This is a genomic window from Salibacterium lacus (assembly GCF_042684865.1).
GTDB classification, from domain to species: Bacteria; Bacillota; Bacilli; order Bacillales; family Marinococcaceae; genus Salibacterium; species Salibacterium lacus.
On sequence record NZ_JBHUML010000005.1, the window covers coordinates 311,468 to 326,449 of the forward strand.

Genomic DNA, 14,982 nt, shown 5'->3' on the forward strand with positions numbered 1-14,982 from the left:
AGAACCTCCCCTTTCCTGTTACAGTTCAGGCTTCCATCCGCCAAGCACCTGTTCGGCCGTATAGTCCGCCGCTTCGTCTTCCCTTAATTGAGGCCGCTGTTCATTCACTACAGCCCCCGGACCGTCATTGTTGTATTCATAAAACCTTGCTTCCTCCGGAGGGAACCCTCCCATTTCGGTCCAGCCTTCCTGCTTAATATGCGCACCCAGGGTACTGTTTTTAAACACGACGGAGGCGACCGCTTCCGGATTTCCTCCCGGCTGCCACGGCCTGCCGAGATACACTGTTTCTGCCGGAGCGTCACTTGTCAGCTCACTGTTCAGAAACAAGAAACCGTAAGGATGCTCGGTTACTGTGCTGGCAGCGGTGATATAACCGTTGTTCGAATCCGACCCCCGGTCCAGCGAATGCACCGTCGTATCTTCAAAAACAGCGCGGGCTCCCCCGAAGATGAAATCAACGTCCCCTTCGATATAGCTGTCGTGGTAATAATGGGTACCGGAATTCGCGAGCAGCGTATCCTGGTGCCCGAGAAACGCCACATTATCAAAAATCAGACGTTCCCCCCGGGCATTCACCGCGACAGCCTGACGCCCTTCTACACCATCTTCTGCGGGAAAAGAGTTTTCAAACGTCAGATCCGCTGCTTGAAAGTCATCCGCTTTAATAAAGACGGACGCACTGGCGCTGGTGCCGATCGTTCCACCCACGCCGTTCGCTTTGCCGGCATGGTTATCATACGTAATAATCGTTTTGTCCCGGCTTTCGCCTTTCAGGGTGATAAACGGTTTCCCCGCCGGCACCTCGACGACTTCTTCATACGTGCCGTTTTTAATCTCAATGGTAACGGGGCTGGTGTTATCACCCGGTACCGCATCAATGGCGGCCTGCACCGTTTCATAATCGCCGCTGCCATCCTTGGATACGGTGAGCGAACTGTTTCTCTCCTCCACTTTTTTCGAGTAATCGTTGATTTTTTCAACATCTCCTTCCTGCAGGGTTCTGTCCCACTGGTCGACCGAATTGGTTTCCTGGACCTGTGCGTAAACATTCCCTTCAAAATACCCTGTCTGTCCGGCCGTGTCGAGCAGCGATTCCGCGTAGTTCCCGGCCCACTGGTAGCCGTCCCGTCTTTCTTTTTCAATCTCCTGGATATCGTGTTGGATCACGCCGTCTCTGCCGGAGAATATCGGCTTATTGGTACCGATTTCATAAAACCTGTACCAAAGGGTTGCTCCCGGTTCCTCTACAAAGTATTCATTGTTCTCATTGCCGCCGCTCACGTACCGCATGTCTTCTACTCTAGCTTCTTCAAACCACCGCAAAGCTCCTTCCACCGCCTGCTGAATTTTTTCTGTCTGGTTATCCCGCGACATTAAAAAGCGGATAACAGGAACAGATTCGGATCCTGAAATGGAAGGATGTTCATAGCTCCGCGCCTGCACCGGTTCATAAGTGAAAGGATCATGCTGGGCTCCCCAGGCTGTTAACGTTCCATCAACTTCAATCTGCGCGTTCAGAATATACTCAACAGCCAGATCAAGGGAATCCTGCAGAAAGGTACGGTCCTCCTCACTCATCAGATTTCCCTGAAACGGGTACTCCTGTTTTACCATGTCGTCCATGAGATCCAGCACCCGGACCATGGCATTGTCGTTAAAGGTGACGGCGTCCGAGTAATTGCCGCGTCTTGGATACACCTGGGCAAAGCCGCCGGTGTCATACTGCAGGTCCATGAGAAAATCCAGACCGCGCTGCACTGCTTCTTTATACTTTTCTTCCCCAGTTGCCTGATACACTTCCGACAGAAAACGAATTTCTTTCACGGTGGCATTGTTGTCGATCATGCCAAGCCCTTTGCCGTCTTCTTCCCATTCCGACCGTGGTTCTTCCCCGTCCCACGGCGCACTGTAGTCGATGGCTTTCGACCAGCCCCCGTGTTCCATCTGCCACGTCAGCATGTTATCCGCTTTTTCCACCGCATCATCTAAGTTACCGGAAAAAGAAGGCTCGGTTTCTTCCGGGAAAAACGCTGCCCCGTCCTGCAGTTCATCCATACTCTTCATGACAAGCACGGTATTTCCGAACGTATCGGTGGTTGCGGCCGCTTCACTGATCCTAAGCTCCTGGTTCAACAGCGGCGTCAGGCTTTCCCATTCCCCGGCTGGAATCGACACCCCGATATCATTTACCTGCACGTCGGGTATCGTTCCATTCAACGTCACCGCAATAAGGTGCGGGGTCAGCATATCAGCTTTGGCCACCTGCACGCTGCCGGTGTTTTTGTCCGAGTGATTGGTGAGTTCCCTCGCGAATGTTTCCGCTTCAGCGAACGTCATGTCGGACGGTATAGCGGGCTGGGATGCACTGCCTTCGTTCATCCAGCCTTCCCCGGCGATACGTCCCATCATTCCAGGTCCTTCTTCGTTATCGGGAACAGCGTCCAGCAGATCCGCTGTGATCAGTGCGGTTTCCCGTTTGGTGATGGGTTTGTTCCATTGCAGCTGCTCATCCAGATGATCCGGAATATAATGATGAGCCCGCGCTGTTTCTTTCACGTAGGCGCCCCACGCTTTGCCGGTCTGCCCGCCGTTTCCGGTGTGCGGCATGTCACGCTGATCAAACCCAAACGCCTTATTGATCAGCGCCGCAAATTCCAGCACCGTGACCGGATCATCCTGTTTTTCCTCGATGTCCGCCTTCATGCCGATGTCTTCCATCTTTTTCACGATCACACCACCGGCCAGCTGCTCGAGCGGCACGTTTTCTGTGTCCACCTCTTCGCGGCCGTCACCGGTATCGATGGTATTGTGAATGCGCAGGTGATCAATATTTCCTCCGCCTTCTGCGCCTACCGCAGTTAAACGAATCGTCTGCGTTCCTTTATCCAGATTCACCTGCATTGATTCGGTTTTCCACGCGTTCCAGGCGGGTGTCGGGGGAAAACGAAGTTCTGCTTCTGCCACCCCGTTCACGCTGATTTCCGCCGGCCTGTCACTGCCGCCGGCATGGGCGTATTTCACATCCAGCGTGTACTCCCCGGCAGACGGAACATCCACCGTCCACTCCACGTAGCCGCCCGGTACATTAGGATTAAAATCCGTAAACCCTTCTCCTGTGAAGCCGGTATGTTTGTTATCAATGATGACGCCGTCATGAACGGCCGTTTCGGCTTCTTTCACTTTATCCACGGCAGGACGCACAAGCAGGTGGTCGATATTGGCTCCGCCCTGGGCAGCAGCTGCGGTCAGACGGATCGTGTGGGACCCTTCCGTCAGAGAAACCGCGGCCTCGGCGTAGTTGTAATCATCAAACTGCCCCGTCGGCTCGAAATCCAGTTTCCCGACCCTTTCTTCTCCATCGACCTGAACGGCCGCGTGACGATTCTCAGATCCCCCGTGCGCGTACCGGAACCCGAGCCTGTAGTCCCCTTCAGACGGCACGTCGATGTTCCACTCTACGTATCCCCCGGGCTCATTCGGATCAAAATCCACAAAACCGTCGCCGGTGTACCCTTTGTGTTCGGTATCCGTCACAATTCCTTCGCCCTCTGCCGCTTCGGCTTCATACACGTTTTTGTCCGCCGGCTGATTCTCAGACGCAGCCGCGTGTGGCGCGATCAGCAGAGCAGCTGTTACGGCAGCGGTATAACAAGCTGGTTTTTTCACTGTTTTCGTCCCTCCTTTAGTTGGAACACCCTTTCCTTTTTGTATGCGCTTTCAAAATTGTGTGCCCTCCTTTCTTTCAGCAGCGCTAAAGGAAGTGTTCTCTCCTTATTATCCTGTGCCCTGCCGGCGCTTTCGTCTATAATCATCGTCTCAGTATACGACAGTATCAGGCACTCTATGTTCTTTTGAAAAGGGGACTTCCGAAAAGAACCGTACAAATGATTATTCTGGTTACTGCTGGAAAAAGTATGTTTAGCTTATGGTGAAGTGGGGAACATTCTAATGGGTTTTTATTTCGAAGAAAAAGGAGCGTTAATACGATGTCAGCTATTCCTTACATTCAACTGAACGATGGAAACGATATCCCCGCCGTCGGCTTCGGCACCGTGATGCTGAACGGAAATCCGGGCGCAGGCGCCGTCGCAAGCGCCATCCGTAACGGTTACCGTCTCATTGATACAGCGTACAATTACGAAAATGAAGGAACGGTCGGGGAAGCCCTCACACGCACGTCCGTCCCGCGCGAGGAACTGTTTATTACATCAAAGCTTCCGGGCCGGTATCACAGCTACGATAAAGCGCTGGTTACCATTCAGGAATCTCTGTACCGCGCCGGTCTCGATTATTATGACCTGTATCTGATTCATTGGCCGAATCCGAGCCAGGATACGTACGTCGAAGCCTGGCAGGCCCTGATTGATGCGCAGAAATGGGGACTTATCCGCTCCATCGGTGTGTCCAACTTTCTACCGGAGCATCTTGACCGTCTGAAAACCGAAACCGGCGTGCTGCCTGCGGTGAACCAGGTGGAACTGCATCCGTTTTTCAACCAGCAGGAGCAGCGGAAGTATCATGACGACAACGGCATTATCACCGAATCCTGGAGCCCTCTGTATCAGGCCAAAGATGTGATAAATAACGAAACCCTGCAGGGCATTGCCGGTAAACACGGCAAAACCGTGTCACAGATTATTCTGCGCTGGCACCTGCAGATCGGAGCGGTGCCAATCCCGCGCTCCACATCGCCTGAGCGCCAGCTCGAGAACATCAGCATCTTCGACTTCAGCCTTGACGGTGAAGACATGGAGACGATCAACGGCCTTACCCGCGCCGACGGCCGCATCTTCGACGGCGACCCGGCTGTGTATGAGGAATTTTAATGAAAACGAAAGACTGCTGCGGCAGTCTTTTTTTATGGATGCATGGCTTTTACGGGATGCGCTGCGCTGTCGTTCCGCCGGCTGTGGACACTACGCCGTTCCAATCAGGAGTTAGTGGGCGCCGCCTGCAGGCAATGGACACTATATACTGGTGCAGGAAACCTTAGTGTCCCCCGACGCTTCTTCCGTAGACACTACGTATGCTGCCGGAGGGAGTAGTGTCCACGGAGCTTTTTTTCAGAAAGACGCTGTTCTAGTCGTCTTTTTTCAAATGATGAACAGCATAACGCAGCGGTCCGGCAAACACCAACCCTGCGGCGGCTGTGCCAAGGAACAGAGGCACATAGGATAGCCATTCGATGTCTCTTCCCAGCCCGTAATCGATTCCTATCCGTAAAACGGTGATGGCAGCAGGTATTCCAATCGTCCAGGATAATATAACAGGAAGACTTTTTGGCAACGTTTGTCTCCTTTCTTTACAAAAATGGTGATGCTCTCCTTATGACTCCTCTTCGATCCACGAGGCCGCTTCCTGGTGCGCTTTTTCACTCAGCACCGCGCCAAAATGGCCGAGTCCGTCCAGCAGACGCACATCGGCACGGCGGGTATCAAAGACCTGATCATATTGATCGGCATGAAATGATTCGTCCGCGCTGCCTGCGAGCACGAGTACGTTTTCCATCGCAGCAATGTCCGACGCGTAGTCATCCCGTGGATGCATTCCCTTCTGGAGCCGGTAGCTGTAGGTCAGCGTTTCGGTGCCGTCGCGGACGCTCTCCGGCATGTTGAACGAAATCGCATCCAGCCCGTTCAGATAGCCGAGCCCGATTGTGTTCAGCATGCTGAGCCCGGCCATGCGCGGCACATTCACATTTGCCCAGCCGCTCTCTTCGCTTTGGTTGGTCGGCGCGGTGTGGTGGATATAAGGAGCAAGCAGAAGATACCGCTCCACCGCGGGATGAGCTTCGTCTCCCCCAGCCGTCCGGATCACCGTTCCGCCGCCGCTCGAGTGCCCGCCAAGCACGATCGACGCCCCCGGATGACGGCGGCGGACCTTGTCGATCAGATCATGAACATCTTTTTCCAGGCGGCTTAACTGATCAATATCCCCCCGCGTCCCGGGGTCCGGCCCGTGGCCGCGCAGGTCGGGCGTGTACACAGACGCCGTACCAGCTTCTGCGAGATGGGAAGCAAGCGGCTGCAGATACGCGCTGTGATAACCGGAACCGTGAAGCAGCACGAGCACCCGGTCCGCGTCTGATTCATAATAGCGATACGATAACGTCGAACCATCGCGCGCCTCATACGTTTCAAGCGGCGGAAGTTCGTCCTCTTCGGTTTCTATCTCCCCGATATTCAGGCTTCCTCCCTCTTTTGCCGGCGGATCCACAGCAGAAAACAGCGCCAGACCGTGGGCCAGGCCGAGGTAAATCACCACCGTCGAAGCCGCCGTTATCCCGGCGATGCGGCGTACCTTTTTCACCTCATCCCCTCCCTTACAGGATGTATTTTCCGACCATTACAAACTTTCTGCACCTTCGTTATTTCCCATTTTACTTGTTTGTTATGAAAATTCAAAAACATCCTGTTTTTATTCGTTCTTGGAAGCTTCATACTATATAATAGACACAGGAAGATACAAATGCTTTTGGCAGACTGAAACGTTTGCTGAACGAAAAGGTTGCTGTATTGGAGGTGAGAAAGATATGAAGAACCATCCCATTTATGTGGAGATACCGATACATACGAACATAGAAACGTTATGGGAAGCCAGCCAGGATCCAGTTTTGCATGCGCAGTGGGATCTTAGATTTTCTTCTATTACGTATGTACCCAAAAAAGAATCGGAGCCGCAATTATTTTCATATAAAACAAAGATGGGTTTTACGGCCGTAGAGGGATGGGGGAAAAGTGTCGGAAGTTTTCACGCAGAAGACGGTTCACGCACATCGTCGCTGCATTTTGGAACCGACCAATCCCTTTCCCCTATCCGTGAAGGAAAGGGATATTGGAAGTACCAACCCAAACATGATGATACGATCACTTTTTTAACACAATATGATTATACCCCTGGATTCGGCCGAATCGGTGACTTTGTCGACCATCTTATTTTCCGGCCATTGATGGGATGGGGAACTGCCCTTAGTTTTGATGTGTTAAAAAAATGGTTGGAACAAGGAGAGACACCGGCCTCTCAATATGTAAGGTTCTTTAGTCACTGGATCCTGACGTTCTTTTTCTTCTTTATATGGATATATCATGGTCTTATTCCTAAACTTATTTACAGGCACCCGGGTGAAATGGAGATGGTCCAGGCTTCTCTTCCCCTTTCGAATACGCAAAGCTTGTGGGCAGTGCTGATTATAGGAATGGGAGAAGTTATATTTGGATGGATATGGCTGTTTTATAGAAAGAAACGGCATTTATTTTTTCTACAGATGATTCTTTTACCTCTTCTCACTCTTTCTGCCGTGCTGGCTGATCCACGTTCTCTCGTTGATCCATTTAACCCTTTCACCTTTAATCTGGCGTTATTTGTTCTATCGATGATGGGGTACTTCATCAGCGCTGCAGAACTACCAACTGCCGCCAACTGTAAAAGAAAGAAAGAAGGAGCTTGAGATGACGATTTACAAACGGGTTCTGGGAGACGAATTTCATCGATTACATCCAGCTCTGCAGCGAAGATATGAGTTACTGGATGGCAGCCGTTTTGAAGGCCAGGGCGTGATGCGGACCATAGAGGGTGGTCCAAAGTGGTTACTTCCCTTGTTCGCACTAGGAGCCAGGTGGAAACTGCTGTTTCCGGAACGCGGGGAACATATTCCTTTTACGATAAGGAACACCCGTAGAACAGGTAATGATGGGCAGGAGGAAATTTATTGGGAAAGAATTTTTCATTTTGAGAAAAACAAAAGGTTCTTCCATGCTGTCATGAGCCTTGATAAGAAAAGAAATATAATCAAGGATTATTTGGGAGAACCCCCTATCGTATACTCCGATTTATCGTTTTCTGTTTTACGAGACGGCGGGTTACATATCACATCAGAGAAGCAGCGGTTGATACTCGGGAAAATGGAAATTCCTATCCCAAGACCTTTCCAGGGCTCAGCCTCCGTAACCGAGAATTTTAATGAGAAACATCAAGTGTTTGAAGTAAAAGTCGTTGTTGAAAACCCTTTGATTGGCACGCTTTTCTCCTATGAAGGGGAATTTACAAGGGTCGACATTCCGCAACGTTGGCTGCTTTAGTATGTTGTAATTTCTCGTTATCATCGTATTTCCAGAGGCAACCGGCTGGCGTGTTTATACTTATAAGTTTTCCTTCCCGGTACACACGCTTTTTCCATCTAAGCAACCTGGAAAAGTTGTTTGGCTATTACTGTAGTCCGACTTTTTCCCGGAAGCTTTCGATCCGCCCCGATTCGTTGGATTTGAATGCTTTCACAATTTCTTTTTTCCGCACGCTCCAGGGTTTTAGTGCGTTTTCTTCTTCGTAGGTTTTCAGCTTATCGATCATGAGCGTTTCCTTATAGCCATTTTTTGCATATTCCTCCCAGTACTCCGTCTCAGTGAGATTCTCTGCTTCCATGGTGTTACGGATATCTTTCCATGTGGGTTCCGCATTATCTATTTTTCCGTTTTCCAGTTTACTCCTCACATTATTGGACATCTTCATCGCTTCTTCCTCTGTGACTTCTATTCCGACCTCCTGTGCTCTATTAACGACCGCAACCCGCTGCACGAGATGATCGAAAGCTTCCTTCTCTGCGCGTTCTTTTGTCATTCCGTTGTTATTCTGCAGATTTTCGCTGATCCGTTCATATGCTGCAACACGCAGTTCGTCATTGATCGGATTCAACGTCTCTTCTCCGCCGGAACAGGCTGTCATGACGAGCATGAGCAGCAGCATCCATCGTTTCATGCCTTTCCCCACTTTCGTATTTCCTGTATGATGATACTGCCATCTTATCATAGAGAGGAGCCCCTGCTTCCATTTTTGGAAAAATCATAAGAAACGGGGACCCGGGTGTTTTCGTACTATACAACAGAACGAAAAGGAGGTCTGCATCTTGGAATCATCGCTGCAGCAGCCCGAGCGCCGTCTTTCAAAGAAAGCGGTACGCGTCTGGGTCATCACCAGTATTCTCGAACAATTCATCAATATTGCTGTTCTTGGAGTGCTCTACTACCTCGATCAGCGGTTCTCGTGGCCGGATTGGGTAAACTGGATCCTCATCGGACTTGTTGTTCTTATTGTTTTAAGTGCAGTCTGGTCTATATTTATCAGCCCTTGGCTCACGTACAGGCACTGGCGGTATGATGTAAACGACGAATTTCTCCAGCTGAAGCGCGGTGCGATAAGAGAAGTGCATCACATCGTGCCGATGACAAAAATTCAGTCCATCGCGACGAAACAGGGACCGTTTCTGCGGAAATACGGGCTGCTGACGCTTACGATCAAAACGTTGAACTCCGAGCATGAGATTCCGGCGCTTCCGGAGGATACCGCCATCGACGTGCGGAATCTTATCGCACGTTTTGCGAAAATCAAGGAGGTGGAAGAATGACGCACGCCAAACGCTACCACCCGCTTGTGCTCGTATTCCAGCTGAAGAACCTGATCCGCAATATGATAATTATCGGGGTTTACCTGTTTGTGTTCAACGCCGGTTCCGACGACGCCTTCTACACGTACGCCCGTTACATATTTCTCGGGATTTTCGGCCTGACCGCGTTATCGTATGTCTATAAATGGTTCACTCATACGTATAAGCTTGATACCGGAGCGTTCCAGCTGTACAAAGGCCTTTTCGCCAAATCAAGACGGACCGTTCCTTTTTCCAAAATCCAGAACGTGCAGCGTCATACGTCCTGGCTCCACCGTCTCTTCGGCATGACGTCGATTACATTTGAAACGAACATGGAGGATCAAGACGATTCTGTCACGTTCCGGGCCGTGCCGCCGGCGGAAGCAGACCGGCTCGAGGATGTTGTGAAACAGCACGAATCGGAAGCAGAAACCGAGGAGACAGAAGCGGATGCCGCAGAAAGCGATGCAGAGACGGAATCGTCCGCCCCGGCTGCGAAAACTGTGCATTTCCGTCCTGGAACAAAAGATCATATCAAAGCATCGTTTTTGTCCCTGAGCTTTTTTGCCTTGATACCGGTGATTATTTCTCTCGTGTCGAACGTCGACTCCACCGACACATTCAATCGGGTGATGGAAAGCGGCTTTGTATCCATTCTCATCGATGCCTGGTGGAAAATCACCTTGATTGTCGTGCTGTTCGCGGCGGCTGCGGTTATATTCGGCGCGGTGCAGACCATTCTTCAGTACGGCCGCTATGAAATTGCGTCCGATGACGAACGGATCTACATTACGAAAGGATTCTTCCAGACCTCATCGTTCTCTGTGCAAAAAAGCAGAGTGCAGGCGGTGGAATACCGGCAGCCACCCATCAACCGGTGGCTCGGCATGACAGAGATGAGGCTGATCAGTGCCGGCGGAGCAAATGCCGCAGGCGGAACGGAAAACATCACATCGCTGTACCCGTACATGTCCACCGCCCGCGCCGCCGGATTAATCGAAGAAATCCTGCCTGTTTTCTCCATCACCGGTGCCATGACTCCACTGCCGCGCCGCTCGCTTTTCGTCCGGCTCGTGCGGCCGAGCTGGGTCTGGCTGATCGCAACCGGGCTTCTCTTTTACTTCGAGCCGTCGCCGTTTGATATCTATATTCCGTGGTGGGTACTGTCAGCGGTGCTGCTCGTTCTCGTGATACTCTCGCGCCTGCTCGATTTCGCCCACACCCGCTACGCCGTCCATAACGAATGCATCCAGTGGAGAAAAGGCGGCTGGACCACCTTTTTGTTTGTAACAAAGCGGGAAAAAGTGTCGGAAATGACATTCAAACGCGGCATTCTCCAAAAACCGACCGGCCTCTCAACGATGGTAACGATCAACCGCTCCAATCCGGTCAAACACACCGACATCGACGACATCCCCGCCGATGCCGCGCGAAACATGAAGGACTGGTACAGCCGGCGGACCGGTGATATCATAACCGAATAAAATTGCGGCACTTCATTGGAACCGGGATTCCCCCCGGTTCTTTTTTGTATCAAGGGGGTCAGCAGCGGCTGTTTCAAGCCGCGACGGCTCCGTGGACACTACACCGCCGGGCAGCATGTTTAGTATCCATGGAAGTGCAATTCGGGCACACTAAGACTTACGGCACCGGCAGTTAGTGTCCATCGATCTCTACCGCTGCCCACTAATTCCTGATTGCAGCGGTTTAGTTTCCACCAAATGAAGACCCGTGGACACTACACCTTTATTTTTCGATGATAGTGTCCACACAGCTGCAGCCCTTCTTTATAGAAAACATATGAATAAAACAAGACATACTGTTCAAGCTAGGTATAAGAATGCATGCGGCACAGGAAGCGGAGGTTAGAACATGCCGGGATACGAAGAGCTATCAACCGATATAAACAGGCAGATCATATTGATTCACGATCAGATGATGGAATTATGGAAAGAATACGTGTTATTCGACTGGCATTGGTGGTTCGGGGTACTTATCACTCTTGTCTCCATTTTGGCGTGGTGGTTTTTTCATGACCGAAGAAACCAGGGAAGCCTTCTCTTGGCCGGACTCACTGCTGCTGTCTGCTCCGCCACGTTCGACACAGCCGGACATTACCTCGGCTTATTCGATTACCATTATGGCGTTATCCCGTTAATCCATAATTATATCCCGTGGGACTTTATTTTCATCCCGGTTCTCGTCATGTTTACAGTTCAGCTTTTTCCTACCCGCTCCTTTATTCTGCGGGGCATTGTTCTTTCTGCTCTGATATCGTTTGTAGGGCTGCCGTTTCTTCATTGGATTGATATTTATCAATTGCTGGACTGGCGGTACGTGTACTCGTTTATCTCGATGTTTATCATTTTTCTCGTCGCTTACGGCATGAGCCGGATCCGGAACCGCTCCGATCTGTGAAAAAGTTATTTTCTACGCACCCGATGTTTCTATTCATCGGGTGCTTTTTTTCGTGGATTTCCAGGTTTTATGATTTTCTCCATTGACCGTATGTAAGTGTTAGTGTACTATATAACTAGAACACTAACACAAAGGAAAAAGGAGAGAGAAAACATGCAGGGTTGGGGAAGTTTGTTGAAAAAAGAACTACGGCTCGGGTTACCGGCGTTTTGGATTGTTGTTGGCGCTCTATTATTTATCGGTGGAATTGCCTCTTATTTTGGGGGACAGAACGGGGTATTGAATGAAACATTGTTCATTTTCAGTGCAGTAACGTTTCTCGGGATGGCCCTGTACCTCGGCTTTTATTTTATTTTCAGCATGACGGCGGAAACGAAACGGCTGCATTTATGGCTCCATCACGCGCGGTCGGCATCTGGATTGATTTTCGCGAAAATCACGTCCGGCGTTATCTATCAAGTAATTATAATGTCGGTTCTTATTGCGGTTGTTTTCATCACCGCCACGCAGGTACAGTGGGATGTCTTCTCAAACGATTGGAATCTTGGAGTAAGCGCAGTTGTAGTCCTAAGTATCCATATCGTGCTGTATTCAATCAGCATGAGCATTGGTCTCCTTTTTTTCTGGATGATTTTTCTATTGATGAAAAAAGCCATGCCGACGATTCTCAGTATATGTTTGACCGTGCTTGCTGCCATCGCCGCTCTCATTGCATTTGGATGGTTTGCCGATACGACGTTTTATGCGGCCATTACGGAGTGGGGAGCAATTAATCTGGAAAGTCTATTCTTTTGGATTAATTTCTCGTTTCTTCAAATAGAGACACCGGTGGTCTTTATCGGCTCTTATGTATTTGACATTCTCTTGACCGTCGTCTTATTTCTTGCGGCAGTCTGGATTCTGGATCGAAAAGTTGAGGTGTAGTCTATGAGTCAGGAATTCGAATCGAATACGCCGATTTACATGCAGCTGGCGGACCGGATCAACCGCCGGATTCTGCGCGGCGAACTGCATCCCGGCGAAAAACTTCCGTCGGTTCGGGAGACGGGCGTGCAGTCGAATGTGAACCCGAACACGGTGCAGCGCACCTATCAGATTCTCGAGCAGTCGGGTATCGCGGAAAGCCGGAGAGGGCAGGGAACGTTTGTCACAGAAGACCCCGCCATCCTCCAGTCGATGCGCGAACGGCTGAAGCGGGAGGAAATCGCTTCGTTCGTCCGGGTCATGAAAGATATGGGATATGAAGCACGCGAAATTCAACACGGAATCCAGGAGTTTTTAGAGGAGGAGAATGAATCATGATTGAATTGCAGGGAGTAACCAAACGATACCACGGAAAAAAAGCGCTAGACTCGGTGGATTTGACGCTGGAACCAGGTAAAATTGTCGGGCTCGTCGGAGAAAACGGAAGCGGAAAATCGACGACACTGAAACTGATTGCCGGGCTGAACCATCCGACAAGAGGGCGTGTCACCGTCGACGGGCACAAAGCCACGCGCCGGATTGCGGACCGGGTCGCCTACCTGTCCGAACTCGACGACTATTATCCCTTTTTCACGGTCGGCGGCATGATTGATTTTCACGCTTCGCAGTTTCCGGACTTTGACACGAAAAAAGCCGATGAAATGCTGTCGTTTATGAATCTGGAACGCAGCAGCAAAGTCAAAACCTTGTCCAAAGGAAACCGCGGCCGCCTGAAAATCGTGCTCACGCTCTCACGTAACGTGCCGGTTCTGCTCATGGATGAACCGCTCTCCGGTCTCGACCCGATGGTGCGCGATTCCATCGTGAAAAGTCTGATTTCCTTTATCGACATCGAAAACCAGATCGTGCTTATCACCACCCACGAAATCAAGGAAATCGAAGGCATTCTCGACGACGTCATCGCCATCAAAGACGGACATATTATCGGCCACCACAACGTCGAGGACCTCCGCTTCGAACACGGCAAAGGTATCGTCGAATGGATGACCGATGTGTATCAATAAACCAGAAAGGAGCTCCGGCTCCTTTCTTTTTTTGATGAGAAGAGATTTCTCGATCGATTCCCGTGATTTCTCGATCGATCCGCCTGTTTCTCGATTGATTCCAGCGGAAAACAGGAATTTCTGCATCGATTCTCATCATTTCTCGATCGACTCTCCACATTTCTCGATTGATTCTCCAGAATACTTGCTTTTCACAACAGGAACATGTATTCTATAAAGGAACAAACGTTCTTGATGAAGGAGGGGTTTATGACGATTGATCACGACCGCCTGTTTAAAGAGATCCTGACCACTTATTTTGAAGAATTTATCGCGTTGTTTTTTCCAAAGGTGCACGAAGCCGTTGACTTTTCGGAAATCCAGTTTTTACCGGAAGAAGTGTTCAGCGATGTGACCCAGGGAGAGAAATACAAGGTGGATGTCCTCGCAAAAACGAAGTTGAAAGACGAAGAAACCGTCATCATTATCCACACCGAATCCCAAAGCTATCCCCAGCGTGATTTCAATGAACGCATGTTTATTTACTACGGCCGACTGTACGAGAAATACCGCTGCCGCATTCTGCCGATTGCCCTTTTCACCTATGATCAGAAACGAAGCGAAACCGATGAATTCACCATCCGCTTCCCCTTTCACGACGTGCTCCACTTTCAGTTTCTTATGATCCAGTTAAAACAGCAGAACTGGAGACAATTTATCCACACAGGTAACCCGGCAGCCGCTGCATTACTTTCCAAAATGGGGTATAATGAAAAAGAGAAAGTACAGGTTAAGAAAGAATTTCTGCGTATGATGGTGCACATGCATATCAATCGAGCGCACACCACCCTGTTAACCGGTTTTTTCGAAACGTATTTAAAACTGACTTCGTCCGAGGAACAATTACTAAAAGAAGAGGTGAAAATGATGAGAAAGCCGGAAGGAGACAAAGTAATGGAGATTATGGTGTCCTATGAAAAAGAAGGGCTGGATAAAGGGTTGGAGCAGGGAAAAAAGCAGGGAAAAGAAATGAACAAAATCGAAACGGCGACGGCCATGCTGAAAAAAGATATGGACGTTCCTCTCATTGCAGAAATCACAGGACTCCCGCCCGAAGATATTCTGCGGTTAAAAGACAAATAAAGATAAAATATGGACAGCTGCTGTCTTGCGCAG

15 protein-coding genes are annotated in these 14,982 nt (G+C 50.1%); 11 read left to right on the forward strand and 4 right to left on the reverse strand.

Features of this window, described 5'->3' with window-relative positions; all coding sequences use genetic code 11:
• Nucleotides 1–18: 18 nt before the first annotated feature.
• The gene (pelA, locus tag ACFSUB_RS14705) at nucleotides 19–3,669 is read right to left on the reverse strand and encodes a pectate lyase (RefSeq protein WP_380714014.1); all 3,651 of its coding nucleotides are present in this window, start codon (nucleotides 3,667–3,669) and stop codon (nucleotides 19–21) included.
• A 320-nt stretch (nucleotides 3,670–3,989) separates the two neighbouring features.
• Here pelA and ACFSUB_RS14710 point away from each other — a divergent pair, with 320 nt between their 5' ends.
• Nucleotides 3,990–4,829 carry an aldo/keto reductase gene (locus tag ACFSUB_RS14710; RefSeq protein ID WP_380714015.1) on the forward strand — a complete coding sequence of 280 codons (840 nt, stop codon included), beginning with the start codon at nucleotides 3,990–3,992 and terminating at the stop codon, nucleotides 4,827–4,829.
• Nucleotides 4,829–4,996 (forward strand): hypothetical protein, encoded by a 168-nt coding sequence (locus tag ACFSUB_RS14715; RefSeq protein WP_380714016.1) that lies wholly within the window; start codon nucleotides 4,829–4,831, stop codon nucleotides 4,994–4,996. Before ACFSUB_RS14710 ends, ACFSUB_RS14715 begins: the two co-directional genes overlap by 1 nt.
• Nucleotides 4,997–5,082: 86 nt before the next feature.
• On the opposite strand, the gene ACFSUB_RS14720 is transcribed toward ACFSUB_RS14715, so the two are convergent.
• Nucleotides 5,083–5,289, reverse strand: coding sequence for a hypothetical protein (locus tag ACFSUB_RS14720; RefSeq protein ID WP_380714017.1), 207 nt, complete (start codon nucleotides 5,287–5,289; stop codon nucleotides 5,083–5,085).
• Between the two features lie 39 nt (nucleotides 5,290–5,328).
• Nucleotides 5,329–6,312 (reverse strand): alpha/beta hydrolase, encoded by a 984-nt coding sequence (locus ACFSUB_RS14725; protein WP_380714018.1) that lies wholly within the window; start codon nucleotides 6,310–6,312, stop codon nucleotides 5,329–5,331.
• Nucleotides 6,313–6,535: 223 nt separating this feature from the next.
• On the opposite strand from ACFSUB_RS14725, the gene ACFSUB_RS14730 reads away from it, so the two are divergent.
• Both ACFSUB_RS14730 and ACFSUB_RS14735 read left to right on the forward strand, forming a co-directional pair.
• A complete protein-coding gene (locus ACFSUB_RS14730) occupies nucleotides 6,536–7,450 on the forward strand; it encodes a DoxX-like family protein (RefSeq protein ID WP_380714019.1) in 915 nt (304 codons plus the stop codon).
• Between the two features lies 1 nt (nucleotide 7,451).
• Entirely contained in the window at nucleotides 7,452–8,081 is a 630-nt protein-coding gene (locus ACFSUB_RS14735) for a DUF4166 domain-containing protein (protein WP_380714020.1), read from the forward strand.
• 127 nt (nucleotides 8,082–8,208) lie between these two features.
• Here the strand turns inward: ACFSUB_RS14735 and ACFSUB_RS14740 are convergent, their stop codons facing one another.
• Entirely contained in the window at nucleotides 8,209–8,805 is a 597-nt protein-coding gene (locus tag ACFSUB_RS14740) for a hypothetical protein (RefSeq protein WP_380714021.1), read from the reverse strand.
• Between the two features lie 97 nt (nucleotides 8,806–8,902).
• Between ACFSUB_RS14740 and ACFSUB_RS14745 the strand changes: the two genes are divergently transcribed.
• From ACFSUB_RS14745 to ACFSUB_RS14775, 7 genes are all read left to right on the forward strand, one after another.
• Nucleotides 8,903–9,400 (forward strand): PH domain-containing protein, encoded by a 498-nt coding sequence (locus tag ACFSUB_RS14745; protein WP_380714022.1) that lies wholly within the window; start codon nucleotides 8,903–8,905, stop codon nucleotides 9,398–9,400.
• Nucleotides 9,397–10,905, forward strand: a complete 1,509-nt coding sequence (locus tag ACFSUB_RS14750) for a PH domain-containing protein (protein ID WP_380714023.1) — start codon at nucleotides 9,397–9,399, stop codon at nucleotides 10,903–10,905. Before ACFSUB_RS14745 ends, ACFSUB_RS14750 begins: the two co-directional genes overlap by 4 nt.
• Nucleotides 10,906–11,293: 388 nt before the next feature.
• Nucleotides 11,294–11,839: a CBO0543 family protein gene (locus ACFSUB_RS14755; RefSeq protein ID WP_380714024.1), complete on the forward strand. Its 546-nt coding sequence runs from the start codon at nucleotides 11,294–11,296 to the stop codon at nucleotides 11,837–11,839.
• A gap of 153 nt (nucleotides 11,840–11,992) precedes the next feature.
• A complete protein-coding gene (locus ACFSUB_RS14760; RefSeq protein ID WP_380714025.1) occupies nucleotides 11,993–12,763 on the forward strand; it encodes a hypothetical protein in 771 nt (256 codons plus the stop codon).
• Nucleotides 12,764–12,766: 3 nt separating this feature from the next.
• Nucleotides 12,767–13,141: a GntR family transcriptional regulator gene (locus tag ACFSUB_RS14765; protein ID WP_380714026.1), complete on the forward strand. Its 375-nt coding sequence runs from the start codon at nucleotides 12,767–12,769 to the stop codon at nucleotides 13,139–13,141.
• On the forward strand, nucleotides 13,138–13,827 hold the full coding sequence (locus ACFSUB_RS14770) for an ABC transporter ATP-binding protein (protein WP_380714027.1): 690 nt from the start codon (nucleotides 13,138–13,140) through the stop codon (nucleotides 13,825–13,827). Before ACFSUB_RS14765 ends, ACFSUB_RS14770 begins: the two co-directional genes overlap by 4 nt.
• A 249-nt stretch (nucleotides 13,828–14,076) precedes the next feature.
• Complete coding sequence (locus ACFSUB_RS14775) at nucleotides 14,077–14,949, forward strand: Rpn family recombination-promoting nuclease/putative transposase (protein WP_380714028.1); 873 nt, start codon at nucleotides 14,077–14,079, stop codon at nucleotides 14,947–14,949.
• Nucleotides 14,950–14,982: the final 33 nt, after the last annotated feature.

What these genes read in the sequence shown, in the direction of transcription:
- ACFSUB_RS14755 (WP_380714024.1), top strand. Translation starts at nt 11,294, where the DNA reads ATGCCGGGATACGAAGAGCTATCAACCGATATAAACAGGCAGATCATA.
- ACFSUB_RS14735 (WP_380714020.1), top strand. Translation starts at nt 7,452, where the DNA reads ATGACGATTTACAAACGGGTTCTGGGAGACGAATTTCATCGATTACAT.
- ACFSUB_RS14750 (WP_380714023.1), top strand. Translation starts at nt 9,397, where the DNA reads ATGACGCACGCCAAACGCTACCACCCGCTTGTGCTCGTATTCCAGCTG.
- ACFSUB_RS14765 (WP_380714026.1), top strand. Translation starts at nt 12,767, where the DNA reads ATGAGTCAGGAATTCGAATCGAATACGCCGATTTACATGCAGCTGGCG.
- ACFSUB_RS14775 (WP_380714028.1), top strand. Translation starts at nt 14,077, where the DNA reads ATGACGATTGATCACGACCGCCTGTTTAAAGAGATCCTGACCACTTAT.
- ACFSUB_RS14760 (WP_380714025.1), top strand. Translation starts at nt 11,993, where the DNA reads ATGCAGGGTTGGGGAAGTTTGTTGAAAAAAGAACTACGGCTCGGGTTA.
- ACFSUB_RS14730 (WP_380714019.1), top strand. Translation starts at nt 6,536, where the DNA reads ATGAAGAACCATCCCATTTATGTGGAGATACCGATACATACGAACATA.
- ACFSUB_RS14740 (WP_380714021.1), bottom strand. Translation starts at nt 8,805, where the DNA reads ATGATAAGATGGCAGTATCATCATACAGGAAATACGAAAGTGGGGAAA.
- ACFSUB_RS14710 (WP_380714015.1), top strand. Translation starts at nt 3,990, where the DNA reads ATGTCAGCTATTCCTTACATTCAACTGAACGATGGAAACGATATCCCC.
- ACFSUB_RS14715 (WP_380714016.1), top strand. Translation starts at nt 4,829, where the DNA reads ATGAAAACGAAAGACTGCTGCGGCAGTCTTTTTTTATGGATGCATGGC.
- ACFSUB_RS14770 (WP_380714027.1), top strand. Translation starts at nt 13,138, where the DNA reads ATGATTGAATTGCAGGGAGTAACCAAACGATACCACGGAAAAAAAGCG.